This window comes from Blastococcus litoris (assembly GCF_003075095.1).
In the GTDB taxonomy this organism is placed as follows: domain Bacteria; phylum Actinomycetota; class Actinomycetes; order Mycobacteriales; family Geodermatophilaceae; genus Blastococcus_B; species Blastococcus_B litoris.
Genome location: NZ_QCZF01000004.1, coordinates 167,732 through 181,212, shown reverse-complemented (window position 1 = coordinate 181,212; position 13,481 = coordinate 167,732). Strand labels below are relative to the sequence as shown.

The window sequence follows — 13,481 nt, the reverse complement described above, 5'->3', positions numbered from 1 at the left end:
TATGGCGCCCACCGTCGTCTTCGACCTCGACAAGGTGCTGCTCGGCGGGGACGCCTCGACGCTGTTCCTGCACGGGCGGCTCCGGCAGGCACCGGGGAGAGCCGTGCCCCTCGTGCTCGCCTCCCCGGTGCTGCTCCTCGGCGCCGCGCTGCCGCAGACCAGGCCGCTGGGTGCCCGGCTGATGACCCGGCTGGCCGTGACCCGGGGTGACGTCGACGGCATCGCCGCCGCCTACCGGGAGGTCCTGACCGTCAAGCCGGAGGCGGCGGTGGCGGAGGCGATCGCGTGCCTGCGGTCGCACGAGCGGGCCGGGGACACCGTCGTCGTGGCGACCGGCTGCGAGGAGACCCTCGCCCGCGGCTTCCTGACCGCGATCGGCCTCGGGCACCTCGACGTCGTCGGGTCGGCGGCCACCGTGCCGGTACGGCGCGCGATGGGCGGGTCGAAGGTGTCGATGCTGATCGACCGCGGCCACCCGCCGCCGTGGGCGGCGGTCTACAGCGACAGCGCCTCCGACCTGCCGCTGTTCTCGGGCACGCCACGCCCCGTCCTCGTCAACGCCGGCGAGCGGGCCGCACGCCGGGTCGAGCGCACCCTGGGCCGCCGTCCCGAGACCCTCACCTGGCGCTGACCGGCCGGCAGCTAGCCTCCGGCCGTGGGGTACTCCGGCAGGCTCGCGTACAGCGACGGGCGGTGGACGGCGGGACGCCCGACCGCGGTGCCCTTCCTCCTCGTCGACGTCCACGACAGCCGCATCGCGACGATCGACCACCGCGCGGCCGACGCCTCGGGCGGGCGGTTCTTCCTCGGCTACGAGCCGCGCATCTACTTCGAGGAACCGGACGCCTCCCCGCCGGTCGACACCCGCGCCGAGGCCGAGGGGTTCGCCCGCTGGGTGGAGCAGACGACCGGCACGGACGTCGACCCCGACGACGTCCGCCGGCTGCTGGCCGCGCCGGACGGCGCCCCGCCCGCCGAGGAGTCGGTGGAGGAGACCGTCGAGAAGCTGCTCGCGCTGGCCGGCCTGCCGCTGCCCGAGTGGCCGACGGACGACGACGCGCCCGCCGGCTGACCGCTCAGCTGAACCGCTGACGGAGCTCGACCGTCACCTGCTCACCGGCCCGCGACTTGCCCGTCGCGGTGCAGAGCGCCGCCCGGAGCGGCAGCCAGTGCGGTCCGGCGCCCGAGGGCATCAGCGTGGCGGCGAACTCGTGACCGTCGATCGTCCCGCCCACCTTCACCGGCCGCCGGGTGCCGAGTGCCTCGGCCGAGCCGGGCACCGTGACGAAGGTGGCGAAGGCGCCGTCCTTCTCGATCGGCGCGGTGAAGACGACGTCCAGCGGCTGGGGGTAGGTGGTCACGGGGGGTGGACCTGCCCTCGCCGCGGAACTCATCGCGCCCTCCTCGCCGCCCGGCGGTAGGAAGGAGACCGTGCGCGCCGTCTCCTACAGCCAGCCCGGTGGTCCCGACGTCCTCCAGCTGACCGACCGCCCGGTCCCCGAGCCCGGTCCCGGGGAGGTGCGGGTCCGCATCGCCTTCTCCGGCGTCAACCCGACCGACTGGAAGTCCCGCAGCAAGACCCCGCCCGGACCCGAGGGACAGGTGCCGAACCAGGACGGCGCCGGGACCGTCGACGCGGTCGGCCAGGGCGTGGACCCCGTCCTCGTCGGGGAACGGGTCTGGATCTGGGAAGCCGCCTGGCAGCGCCCCTGGGGCACGGCCGCCGAGTACACCGTCGTCCCGGCCCGGCAGACCGTGCTGCTGGGCGCCGAGCCCTCCTTCGAGCTCGGGGCCTCGCTCGGCATCCCGTTCCTCACCGCTCACCGCTGCCTCACCGTGGCCGAGTCGCTGCCCGACCGCCTCGGCCCCGGCGCGCTGACCGGCCGGGTGGTGCTCGTGCAGGGCGGGGCAGGCGCTGTGGGCAACGCCGCCATCCAGCTGGCGCGCTGGGCCGACGCCACGGTCATCGCCACCGTCAGCAGCGCGGCCAAGGCGCAGCTCGCCGCGGCGGCCGGCGCCGACCACGTCGTCGACTACAGGCAGCAGGACGTCGTCGCCGAGGTGCGGAAGGTGGCCCCGAAGGGCGTCGACTCCATCGTGGAGGTGTCGGCAGCGGTCAACGCCGGCGTCGACGCACAGGTCATCGGCATGCACGGCGCCGTCGCGATGTACGCCGACGACGGCGGGGCGGAGGTGACCGTCCCCGTGCGCCTGCAGATGGGTCCCAACGCCCGGTGGCAGTTCGTGCTCGTCTACACCGAGCCGGCCCGGGCCAAGGAGATCGGCGTCGAGGACGTCGACGCCGCGGTGCTGGACGGCGCCGTCCGCGTCGGGCGTGAGGCCGGGCTGCCGCTGCACGTGTTCCCGCTCGACCGGACCGCGCAGGCGCACCAGGCGGTGCAGGACGGCGCGGTCGGCAAGGTGCTCATCGATGTCACGGCGTGACCTGCGTGCCTAGGCTGCGCGCATGAGCACCGTGGACGTGCACCAGCTCTCCGCCGAACTGCTGGACCGCGCCGCGCGAGGGTCGGCACACCGGGCGGCCAGCACGCTGCCGCACCCGGTGGACGGCCTCCGGCAGACGCTGATCGCCCTCCTGGCCGGCGCGGAGCTGGGCGAGCACGAGAGCCCGGGCCCGGCCAGCCTGCTGGTGCTGCAGGGCCGCGTCCGCGTGGTGGCCGGTGACCGGACCGTCGAGGTCGGCCCCCACGAGTTCAGCCCCGTCCCCGACCGGCGGCACAGCCTGCACGCCGACGAGGACAGCGTCGTCCTGCTCAGCGTCGCCGTCCCGGACCGGGCACCCCTGGCCGACTGATCGACGTGTCGTCAGGTCGCCCTGTCGACCGGGTCACGCAGCAGCAGTCCTGGCACGATCGCGGCATGGCACGGGTCCTCGTCGCTCCGGACAAGTTCAAGGGCTCCCTCTCCGCGTCCGAGGTCGCCGAGGCCGTCACCCGTGGGCTCACTGCGGAGATCCCCCACCTCGACGTGACCTCGCTGCCGGTCGCCGACGGCGGGGACGGCACGCTGGCCGCCGCGGTCGCCGCCGGGTTCCGGCGCGTACCGGTCACCGCCACGGGGCCGACGGGTGAACCGGTCGGCACCGCCTACGGCCGGCGCGGCACCGACGCCGTCGTGGAGATGGCCGACGTGTCGGGCCTCTCCCGGCTGCCGGCCGGGCGCCCAGAGCCGCTGACGGCGAGCAGTCGCGGCACCGGCGAGGTCCTCGCTGCGGCGCTGGACGCCGGGGCCCGGCGGATCGTCGTGGGCATCGGTGGCAGCGCCTGCACCGACGGCGGCGCCGGGATGCTGCAGGCCCTGGGCGTCCGGCTCCTCGATGCGGACGGCGGCGCGATCGGCCCGGGCGGCGGGGCCCTCCACCACCTGGCGACGGTCGACACCCGGTTCCTGCACCCTCGCCTCGCCGCGGCCGAGATCGTGGTGGCATGCGACGTCGACAATCCGTTGACCGGGCCCCGGGGAGCGGCCGCGGTGTACGGCCCCCAGAAGGGTGCCGACCAGGGACACGTCGATCTGCTGGACGACGGGCTCTCGCGACTGGCCGATCGGATCGCGGAGGCAACCGGCCACGACGTGCGCGAGGCGGCCGGCGCGGGCGCCGCGGGCGGTGTCGGTTTCGCCGCGATGGCGGTACTGGGTGCCGCCCTCCGACCGGGCATCGACCTCATGCTCGAACTGCTCGACTTCGGGGCGCACGTCGCGGGTGCCGACCTCGTGATCGTCGGCGAGGGCTCCCTGGACGAGCAGACCCTGCACGGCAAGGCGCCCGTCGGGGTCGCGCGGCTGGCGAGGGACGCCGGCGCCTCCGTGGTCGCGGTCTGCGGACGGACGACGCTGGGGACCGGGCAACTGCGGGAGGCCGGGATCGAGGCGGTCTACCCGCTGACCGACCTCGAACCCGACACGGGGCGCTGCATGACCGAGGCGAGCAGCCTGCTGGCGGCCGTGGGACGGCAGATCGCCCTGCACCACCTCGGTCAGCCGCCACCGGGCTGAGACCTCCGGGTGCGGCGGCGCGCCCCGCCCAGGGACGCCCGCCCCTGGCTCAGGACCCGTAGGTGCGGCGGATGTTGTCGACGAAGGGCGCGTAGTCCACCGCCGCGAGGTAGGCCGACAGCATCGTCCCGTGCCCCGCCTTCCCGGTGCCGGCGATGTCGAACGCGGTGCCGTGGTCGACCGAGGTCCGCAGGATGGGCAGGCCGACGGTGACCGAGATCGTGCCGTCGAAGTCGAAGGTCTTCGCCGGGATGTGGCCCTGGTCGTGGTACTGCGACAGCACTCCGTCGTAGCGGCCGACCAGGCCCTGGTGGAACACCGAGTCGGCCGGGACCGGGCCGCTGACGTCCAGGCCCTCGGCACGCGCCGCCTCGCAGGCGGGCGCGATGTGCACGATCTCCTCGTCCCCGAAGTTGCCGTTCTCGCCCCCGTGCGGGTTCAGCGCGGCGACGGCCAGCCGGGGGCTCTGCACACCGAACACCTGCAGCGCCGTGTGCGCCTTGCGGATGGAGTCCTGGATGCGCTCCTGGGTCAGCTGGTCGATGGCCTTGCGCAGGGACACGTGGCGCGTCGTGAAGAAGATGCGCAGGTGGTGGCCCTCGGCCGCGGAATTGCGGACGACGAACATGGTGTCCTGCTCGGTGACCCCGGTCAGCTCGCCCAGCATCTCGGTGTGGCCCAGGTGCTTCGAGCCCGCGGCCCAGATGGCCTCCTTGTTGATCGGCCCGGTGACGATGCCGGCCACCTCCCGGTCCATGGCGGCGCGGGTGGCGGTCTCGATCGCGGCGACCGCAGCCCGGCCGGCACGCTCGTCGACCTTGCCCCACTCGGGGACGTCGTCCCCCAGCACGCCGGTGTCGACGATGTCGATGACCCCGTCGGCGGGCTCGACGCCGAAGTCGTCGACGGTGCGCACCTCCACGTCCAGGCCCATGGCCTCGACGCCGCGTCGGAGGGCTGCCGCATCACCGACGGCGACGCCGTGGTGGTCGGCGGCGCCGGCCTGCTCGGCCAGCGTCCGCGCCGTGATCTCGGGGCCGATGCCCACGGGATCACCGAGGGTCAGTGCGAGTACGTGCCTGGTCATGTCCGTCTCCCTGGATGGTGGTGGGCCTCGGTCAGGTGGATGCCCGGGACCGGGCCGCGGCAACATGGCGGCGCTCCAGCTGCACGGCCTGCCGGAGGTGGTCGAGGCAGGCCACGGTCGTCGTCACGTCGCCGACCAGGCCCCCCTTGGTGGCGATGTGCAGACCGTCCCACGGGCCGCCGACGAGGGTGCCCGCCACGGCGAGGGGGACGATCTCCCCGGAGATCTCCAGCCCGTGCGACCCCAGCTCGGACAGGACGGCGGCGGTGACGTCGCCGCCCGTGGTGAACAGCCCGCCGACGGCATGCCCGTCCAGCGCCCGCCGCACCGCGCCGGCCAGCTCGCGTGGGATGAGGTCGGCGTCATGCGCCGACGTGGGCCGCACGTCCGCGTCCTCCAGGACCGTGGCGAAGACGACGATCGCGTCGGCGTCGGCGGCGGCGAGAGCGGCGTCGAGCACCGCCGTCGCCGCCTCGGGATCGGGCACGGCGCTGTCTGGCAGGCACGGCACCCGGTGCACCGTGGCCCCCCGCTCCGCGACGAGCTGCTGCAGCTGCTTGCGGGTGAGCTCGGTCGCCGAACCGGACACGACGAGCAGCGGCTCGCCGCGCGTCGCAGGGTGCAGACCCAGCGCCTGTGCCATGGCCACCGACCCCGGTCCCGGATCGCTGGTCACCCAGACCAGGCCGGTGCCCTCGGACGCCGCCACCGCGGCGTCCGCGATCCGCTGGAGGTGCTCCTCGGTCGTGGCGTCGGCGACGAGCACGGCGGCGCCGGCGTCGAGGGCGGACCTGATAGCGACCACGAGCTCCTCCCGGCGACCGGTCACCACCGCGATCGGCAGCACGTGGGTGGGCAGGTCGGTCTGCTGGTGCAGGATCTCGACGACGTCCGAGGTCCGCATCGGGCTGCGCGCGTCCCGGGCCACCTCCGTCTCCTCGAGCCGCCGTCCGTCGAGGAGCTGGGTCCCACCGATCGTGTGGCGCCCAGCCGTTGGGTGCGCCGGGGCGCAGAGCGCCACCACCCGCGCGCCCGTGAGGGCGTGCACCTCGGCGACCACGGCTTCGGTGGTCGCCCCGATGTTGCCGCGCAGCGTGGTGTCGATCCGATTGCAGACCAGGCGGGCGGGCCAGCCCTCCCGCACGGCGGAACGGACCATCGCCGCGGCGGTGGCGGGCGCGATGTGCCGGCTGTCCGTCGTGGCGACCACCACGTCGAAGCGGGACACCATCCCGCTGATGGCGTCGACCCCGGAGGCGACGCTCGCCGTCGCCGCCCGGAGCCCGGCGCCGGCGAACCCTGCGGCCGTGGCGTTCGCCCCGGTCAGGTCGTCGGCGACGACGAGCACGTCAGCCATCGGCCGGCTCCACGTCGCGGTGCCGGATCAGAGGAACAGGCTGGCGATCAGCAGCAACGGCAGCGAGGCCAGCCAGACGGCCGTGGTGATGCCCGACCAGCCGCGCAGGGCCGCCGTCCCCTCGAGCCCGGTGAACCGGGTGACGACCCAGAAGTAGGAGTCGTTGAAGTAGCTGAAGACCATCGAACCGGCGCAGCAGGCCAGCGCCGCGAGCAGCGCGGAGAGCCCCAGTCCGTCGACCAGCGGAGCGGACACCGACGCCGCCGTGATCATCGCGACGGTGCCCGAACCCTGGGCGATGCGTACCAGGGACGCGATCAGGAAGGGCACCAGCACGCTGGGCAGCGACAGGCTCGACACCGCCTCGGCCAGCTCGTCCCCGACGCCGGTGTCGCGCAGCACCTGACCGAGGGCACCCCCGGCACCGGTGATCAGGATGATCAGACCGGCCGACGCGGCGGCATCGGCGAGCCAGCCGTGGACCCGCTTGCGCGGCGTCCAGCGGGGCAGCAGCAGGTAGACGGCCAGGATGATGCCGATCACCAGCGCGACGACGGGGTTGCCGAGGAAGGCCATGATCGCGGCGAACCCCGAGGGGGTGTACTCGTCCGTCGGCGACAGCACTCCCTGGGCGTTGCGGTCGATCGCCGTCGTGACCGTGTTCAGCACGATCAGCAGCAGGGGCACGAACAGCGGCACGGCGGCCAGCCCGAAGCCGACCCGGTGCGGCTTCGCGCCGGCGGGGGGCTCCCCCAGCTCGCTGGTGGGTGGCTCCTCCCGCAGGGGCTCACCGCCGTCCAGGTCGTCGGCACCGGTGCCGGCGCCGCCGCCGGTGCCCGTCCGGGCGGCTCCCGTGCTCGCCGGCACGCCGTGGTAGACCGCCTCCCGCACCTGCGGGGTGATCTCGCTCTCGAGCTTGGGTCCGATGAAGGCGGCGTAGCCGATGACCACCGGGACCAGCAGGACCGCGAAGACGAGTCCGGCGAGGATCAGGCCACCCAGGTCGGCACCCAGGATCCCGGCGACACCCAGGGGCCCGGGGGTCGGCGGGACGAGGTGGTGGGTCAGGGTCATCCCGCAGCCCAGCGCCAGGGCCAGGGTCACGTAGCGGCCCCGGAGCCGCCGGGCGATGGACCGGGCCAGCGGATTCATGATCACGTAGCCGGAGTCGCAGAAGACCGGGATGGAGACGACCGCGCCGGTCCCGGCCATGGCCCAGTGCTCACGCCCCTCGCCGAGGACCTTGACGAACTTCTGCGCCAGCGCGTCGGCCGCACCCGAGACCTCGAGGATCTTGCCGATGGCGACACCGAGGCCGATGACGATGCCGATCGAGGCGAGGGTGTTCCCGAAACCCGTCGTGATCGAGGTGATGATCTCCCCGGCCGGGGCGCCCGCCACGAAACCGGTCACCAGGGCGGCGATCAGGAGCGCCACGAACGCGTCGAGGCGGGTGCGCAGCACGAGGACGACGATCGTCGCGATGCCGAGCACGAGTGCGAGGAGAAGCTGTACGTCCACCCGGAACCTCCCTGCGCCTCCCCCGCGGTCGGGTGGAGAACTCCCGCCAGCGTGAGGGAGGTCACTGCGCGGGGCAACCGCGGCCGGGTGCGTGCGCCGCCCTCCGGGCGACCGGCCCCCTCGTCGCGGGTCGACCCGCGACGAGGGGACCGACGTCAGCCCAGCCGGCCGACGCGGCGACGGACCAGCATCACGCCCGAGACGACGACGGCGACGAACAGCAGGCCGACGCCGAGGACGACGCCGCCGTTGAAGGGCTCGGCGGCGCCGGCGGTCTCGAGCCGCGGCTCCTCGGCCGCGACGAAGACCTGCGGCCCGTCCTGGGCCGCCGGGCTGCGCGTCGAGGACGGCGCGGTCGTCCGCCCGGCGGTCGACGGACCCGCGGTCGGTGACGCCGCGGCGGAGGGAGCCGGCGCACCGGCGGCGCGCGACGCCCCACCGGCACGGCCGCCCGTGGCCGCCGTGGTCCCGGGCGCACCCGCGGCCGGGGCGGCGCCCGCACCCGACCCGGCGGTCCCGGCCGTGCTCGACTCCGTGGCAGTGCTGGGCGCGGCGGACGTCGGTGCCGCTGACGTGGGCGCCGCGGAGGTGGGCGGGGCCGACGTCGTCGGGGTGGACGGCACGGGCGTCGCGGGGAGCTGGATCACCAGTCCGGCCGGCGCTCCGTCGCTCGGCGGCCCGAGCGGGAAGACCAGGAGCGGCTCCTCCGCGCCGGTGGCGCTGATGGTCCAGGTGCCGGGCAGGAACCAGCCGTCCCACGACGCGACGCCCTCGTCGTCGGTCGCCACGGACGCGCTCCGGTAGCCCGGCCACGTGGCCGCGGGGGCGGTCACCCCACCCGCCGCTCCCCCGGCGACCTGCACCCGGTAGCCGGGGCCGGTCAGGGTCAGCTCCATCCCCTCGACCGCCGCGCCGTCTCCGCTGACGCCGGCGCTCACCGACCTGTGGAAGAGGGACCGACCGTCGGCGACCACCGTGGCGGCGCACCGCCCGGCCACCGCCGACGTGCAGAGGACCAGGTCTTCGACGTCCGCGTCGACGGCGAGGCCGGTGGGTGCGGACGTCTGCTCGACCGAGTACGTCCCGGCCGGCAGCGCGATCCGTGTGGCACCCGTCCCGGGGAGGGTGCTGCTGCCGCCGGCAGGGACCACCTCGACGGCGCAGACCCCGGCTGCGTCGGTCACGCACGTGGCTGACGTCGAACCGCCGGCGAGCGAGAACGTGGCACCGGAGAGGTCGAGCCCCGGCGGCACGTCGCCGGCCGGCTGGACGCGGAGCGTGCCGGTGCCCGTCTGCGGCGGCGCCGCCGCCAGCCGCACGGTGCCGAGGTCGAGTGCGGAAGCGCCCACACCCGCATCGGTGATCTCCACCGTGTGCGCGCTGCCGTCGTAGGTGTCCGGCAGGCCCACCGGGGTCAGCGTCCACGCCCCGGGCCGGTAGATCGGCAGGTTGAACGGCGCCCGGATCGTGAGGTAGCCGTTGCCGTTGGTCACGTCGCTGCCGGCCATCGGGAGGCCGGGGCCGCCCAGGTGGAACCGCGCGCCGCGGACGGCGTTACCCGCCTGGTCGACGACGCGGGCGGTGACCGCGGGGCGGTACAGGGACTGGTTCTCGACCGTGAGCCGGTCGACCTTCGGCCAGAGCTTGATCCGGCCCGCCTTCACCCAGTGGTCCCCGATGTCGACCGTGGCGATGGGGCCGGTCCTCGGTGCCACGCCGGGCAGCGCCCGGGCCGGGTCCTGGGTGATCGTGTACACGCCGGCCGGCAGGTCGAGGTGCGAGGTCCCGCTGCCGGAGACCCGGCCGTCGGTCCAGTCCACGTCGCAGTGGCTGAGCAGGTCGGTGACGCACGTGCCGGAGGCCGTCGCCGACGTGAACGTGAAGCCCACACCCGAGGGCAGCATCCCGAGCGGCAGCGCGCCCTTCACGTCGAGGTCGAGGTCGAGGTGGCGCACGGCGCCGACGCTCGGGACCGACGCCGGTGCCGCGGACGCGGCCGGCAGGACGCCGGCGGTCAGCGCCAGCAGGGCGGCGATCGGGACGAGTCCGCGAGCCACGCGGGACCACTGCTTCACGATGTCTCCGGCGGTCTCGCGGCGACCGTCGCCGCGAGCCGTGCGGAGCCTGTCGGCCCCCGGCGCCGCCGACCCGCGACACGCCGCCTGACCAGCGCGTTCGCCGGTCCGGGTCCCGCAGGTCCCAGCGGCCACACCCGCACCGGCCGGCGACGGCCGGAGTTGCCAAGCGCCGTGTCGACTCGTGGGCTACCCGCGCGCGAACGGCCTGGTCAGACGCGCGTTCCCGTTCCGGATCGGTGGCTCAGCCGACGCCGAGATCGCGGGCGATCAGCATCCGCTGCACCTCGCTGGTCCCCTCGCCGATCTCCAGGATCTTGGCGTCGCGGTAGAAGCGGCCGACCGGGAACTCGTTCATGAAGCCGTACCCGCCGTGCACCTGGGTGGCGTAGCGGGCGTTGTCCATGGCGACCTCGGAGCTGTACAGCTTGGCGATCGACGCCTCGCGCTTGAACGGCTCCCCGCGCAGCATCTTCTCCGCCGCCCGGTAGTAGGCCAGCCGCGCGGTGGAGGCGCGGACCTCCATGTCGGCGATCATGAACTGGATCGCCTGGTTCTTCCCGATCGCCTGCCCGAACGCCTCGCGCTGCTGCGCGTACTTCACCGACTCGTCGACGCAGCCCTGCGCCAGTCCCACCGACAGCGCCGAGATCGCGATCCGCCCCTCGTCGAGGATCGACAGGAACTGCGCGTAGCCGCGGCCGCGCTCCCCCACCAGGTTCTCCTCGGGCACCCGGACCTCGGCGAACGACAGCTCGCGGGTGTCGGAGGCGTTCCAGCCGACCTTCGAGTAGCGCCGGCCGACGGCGAACCCGGGGGTGCCCGACGGCACGATGATCGCCGAGATCTCCTTGCCGCCGTCCGGCCGCGTGCCGGTCACCGCGGTGACGGTGACCAGGGCGGTCAGGTCGGTGCCCGCGTTGGTGATGAACGCCTTGGAGCCGTTGATCACCCAGTGCCCGTCCTCGAGCCGGGCCGTCGTCCTGGTGGCGCCGGCGTCCGACCCGCCGCCGGGCTCGGTCAGCCCGAAGGCACCGAGCGACTCCCCCGCGCACAGCCGCGGCAGCCACTCCTGCTTCTGCTCCTCGGTGCCGAACCGGTAGATCGGCATCGCGCCGAGGGAGACGCCGGCCTCCACGGTGATCGCCATGGACGAGTCGACGCGGGCCAGCTCCTCCAGCGCGACGCACAGGTCGAAGTAGGTGCCTCCGGCGCCGCCGTACTCCTCGGGGAAGGGCAGCCCGAACAGCCCCAGCTCGCCCATCTGGCGCACGATCTCCGTGGGGAACTCGTCGCGCTCGTAGAACTCCCCGATCTGCGGGGCGATGACCTCCTGCGCGAACGCACGGACGGTCTTCCGGAGGGTCTCGGTCTCGTCGCTGAGCCGGTAGTCCAGCATCACTTCTCCTGCTGCTCAGGCGCGGCCGCCGCTGGGGTCACCAGGGCCACCCGCTCGTCCAGCGCGACCGTCTGGCCGGCTGTCACGCCGAGCTCGGTGACCGTCCCCGCGACGGGGGCGGTCAGCACGTGCTCCATCTTCATCGCCTCGACGACCAGCAGCGGGGTCCCCGCCGCCACCTCGTCGCCGACCGCGGCCTGCACCACGGTCACGGTCCCGGGCATGGGTGCGGTCACCGCGCCGTCGGCGCCCGCGCCCTCGCCGTGCGCCGCCAGCCGCTCCTGCTCGCGCAGTGCTGCGACGCGGCCGTCTGCAGCCAGCCAGACGGTCCCGCCCGCGTGGACGACGGCGTAGGACGCCGTCAGCCCGTCGAGGGTCACCGTGAGGCGGTCACCGTCCCGGACCGCGCGCGCGGGCACGGGGTCGCCGTCCCCCACCCGGACCTCGGCGGCGGTGGACCGGCCGCGCAGGCGCACCTCCACCGGCTCGCCGCCGGCGACCTGCAGCCGGCGCACGGTCCAGGCCGGCTCGCCCAGCCGCCAGCCGTCGGGTACGTCCCACCGGTCGACGACGGGACCGATCGGCTCGTCCTCGATGAGCAGCGCCAGCGCGGCGGCCGCGTAGACGTGCGGCGGGGGCGGCTCGGGCAGCGTGAGGTCGTCGCCGCGCCGCTCGATGAGCCCGGTGTCGAGCTTCCCGGCGACGACGTCGGGATCGGTGAGCAGCGACCGCAGGAAGGCCGCGTTCGTCGTCACCCCGAGGACGGCGGTGCGGCCCAGCGCGCCGACCAGGCGGGCGCGGGCGGTCTCGCGGGTCGGCCCCCAGGTGATGATCTTGGCCAGCATCGGGTCGTAGTCGGTGCCGACGACGGAGCCGACCGCCAGCGAGCTGTCCACCCGCACGCCCGGGCCCGACGGCTCGACCAGCCCCAGCACCGTGCCTGCCTGCGGGAGGAAGCCGCGGGCCGGGTCCTCGGCGTAGAGCCGCGCCTCGATGGCGTGGCCGTCGAGCGAGATGTCGCTCTGGTCCAGCGGCAGGGGCTCCCCCGCCGCCACGCGGATCTGCTGCTCGACGAGGTCCAGGCCGGTGATCAGCTCGGTGACCGGGTGCTCGACCTGCAGGCGGGTGTTCATCTCGAGGAAGAAGAACTCGCGCGGCCGGTCGGCGTCCACGATGAACTCGACGGTGCCCGCACCGGTGTAGCCGACGGCCTTCGCCGCCTCGACGGCGGCGCGCCCCATCGACGCCCGGGAGGCGGTGTCCAGCAGCGGCGACGGCGCCTCCTCGATCACCTTCTGGTGCCGGCGTTGCAGGCTGCACTCGCGCTCGCCGAGGTGGATCACGTTCCCGTGCGCGTCGCCGAGGACCTGCACCTCGATGTGCCGCGAGTTGCCGACATAACGCTCGACCAGCAGCGTGTCGTCGCCGAAGGAGCCCGACGCCTCCCGCCGGGCCGAGGCGATGGCGCCGAACAGCTCGTCCTCGCTGCGCACGACGCGCATGCCCTTGCCCCCGCCGCCGGCGCTGGGCTTGAGCAGCACCGGGAAGCCGACGGCCACCGCCGCCGCGGCCACGGCGGCGTCGTCCATGCCGGGGTCGCTGCGCCCGGGGACCACCGGGACACCCGCGGCCATCACCGTCTGCTTGGCGCGGATCTTGTCGGCCATGGCTTCGATCGCGGCCACCGGCGGGCCGATGAAGACGATCCCGGCCTTCTCGGCGGCGCGCGCGAACTCGACGTTCTCCGAGAGGAAGCCGTAACCGGGGTGGATCGCCTGCGCGCCGGTGCGGGCCGCGGCCTCGAGCACCCGCTCGATCGAGAGGTAGCTCTGCGCGGCCGGCGCCGGGCCGATCGGGACTGCGACGTCGGCGAGCCGGGTGTGCAGCGCGCCGGCGTCGGCGTCGCTGTGCACCGCGACGGAGCGGATCCCCATCGCTTGCAGCGTGCGGATCACCCGGACGGCGATCTCGCCCCGGTTGGCCACGAGCACGGTGTCGAACATCAGCAGCCCCCTGGGTGCTTCG

Annotated in this window: 12 protein-coding genes; 5 read left to right on the top strand and 7 right to left on the bottom strand. The window is 74.5% G+C overall.

Features of this window, described 5'->3' with window-relative positions; genetic code table 11:
* Position 1: 1 nt before the first annotated feature.
* Positions 2 to 631 carry an HAD family hydrolase gene (locus tag DCS98_RS10525; protein WP_116451314.1) on the top strand — a complete coding sequence of 210 codons (630 nt, stop codon included), beginning with the start codon at positions 2 to 4 and terminating at the stop codon, positions 629 to 631.
* Positions 632 to 655: 24 nt separating this feature from the next.
* The gene (locus tag DCS98_RS10520; protein WP_116451313.1) at positions 656 to 1,072 is read left to right on the top strand and encodes a hypothetical protein; all 417 of its coding nucleotides are present in this window, start codon (positions 656 to 658) and stop codon (positions 1,070 to 1,072) included.
* 4 nt (positions 1,073 to 1,076) lie between these two features.
* Here DCS98_RS10520 and DCS98_RS10515 read toward each other — a convergent pair whose 3' ends face one another.
* A complete protein-coding gene (locus DCS98_RS10515; RefSeq protein ID WP_241037546.1) occupies positions 1,077 to 1,361 on the bottom strand; it encodes a DUF1905 domain-containing protein in 285 nt (94 codons plus the stop codon).
* Positions 1,362 to 1,431: 70 nt separating this feature from the next.
* Here DCS98_RS10515 and DCS98_RS10510 point away from each other — a divergent pair, with 70 nt between their 5' ends.
* From DCS98_RS10510 to DCS98_RS10500, 3 genes are all read left to right on the top strand, one after another.
* Complete coding sequence (locus DCS98_RS10510) at positions 1,432 to 2,445, top strand: NADPH:quinone reductase (RefSeq protein ID WP_116451311.1); 1,014 nt, start codon at positions 1,432 to 1,434, stop codon at positions 2,443 to 2,445.
* A 22-nt stretch (positions 2,446 to 2,467) separates the two neighbouring features.
* Positions 2,468 to 2,815, top strand: coding sequence for a cupin domain-containing protein (locus DCS98_RS10505; protein ID WP_116451310.1), 348 nt, complete (start codon positions 2,468 to 2,470; stop codon positions 2,813 to 2,815).
* A 65-nt stretch (positions 2,816 to 2,880) separates the two neighbouring features.
* Positions 2,881 to 4,017, top strand: coding sequence for a glycerate kinase (locus DCS98_RS10500; protein ID WP_116451309.1), 1,137 nt, complete (start codon positions 2,881 to 2,883; stop codon positions 4,015 to 4,017).
* A gap of 49 nt (positions 4,018 to 4,066) precedes the next feature.
* Here the strand turns inward: DCS98_RS10500 and pdxA are convergent, their stop codons facing one another.
* The 6 genes from pdxA to DCS98_RS10470 form a co-directional block, all read right to left on the bottom strand.
* Positions 4,067 to 5,104, bottom strand: coding sequence for a 4-hydroxythreonine-4-phosphate dehydrogenase PdxA (gene pdxA, locus DCS98_RS10495; RefSeq protein WP_116451308.1), 1,038 nt, complete (start codon positions 5,102 to 5,104; stop codon positions 4,067 to 4,069).
* A gap of 31 nt (positions 5,105 to 5,135) precedes the next feature.
* Positions 5,136 to 6,461, bottom strand: coding sequence for a four-carbon acid sugar kinase family protein (locus DCS98_RS10490; protein WP_116451307.1), 1,326 nt, complete (start codon positions 6,459 to 6,461; stop codon positions 5,136 to 5,138).
* Positions 6,462 to 6,488: 27 nt separating this feature from the next.
* Positions 6,489 to 7,982 (bottom strand): GntP family permease, encoded by a 1,494-nt coding sequence (locus DCS98_RS10485; RefSeq protein ID WP_116451306.1) that lies wholly within the window; start codon positions 7,980 to 7,982, stop codon positions 6,489 to 6,491.
* Between the two features lie 155 nt (positions 7,983 to 8,137).
* Positions 8,138 to 10,057, bottom strand: coding sequence for an MSCRAMM family protein (locus tag DCS98_RS10480; protein ID WP_116451305.1), 1,920 nt, complete (start codon positions 10,055 to 10,057; stop codon positions 8,138 to 8,140).
* A 244-nt stretch (positions 10,058 to 10,301) separates the two neighbouring features.
* Complete coding sequence (locus DCS98_RS10475) at positions 10,302 to 11,456, bottom strand: acyl-CoA dehydrogenase family protein (protein ID WP_116451304.1); 1,155 nt, start codon at positions 11,454 to 11,456, stop codon at positions 10,302 to 10,304.
* On the bottom strand, positions 11,456 to 13,459 hold the full coding sequence (locus DCS98_RS10470) for an acetyl-CoA carboxylase biotin carboxylase subunit (protein WP_116451303.1): 2,004 nt from the start codon (positions 13,457 to 13,459) through the stop codon (positions 11,456 to 11,458). Before DCS98_RS10470 ends, DCS98_RS10475 begins: the two co-directional genes overlap by 1 nt.
* Positions 13,460 to 13,481 lie beyond the last annotated feature (22 nt).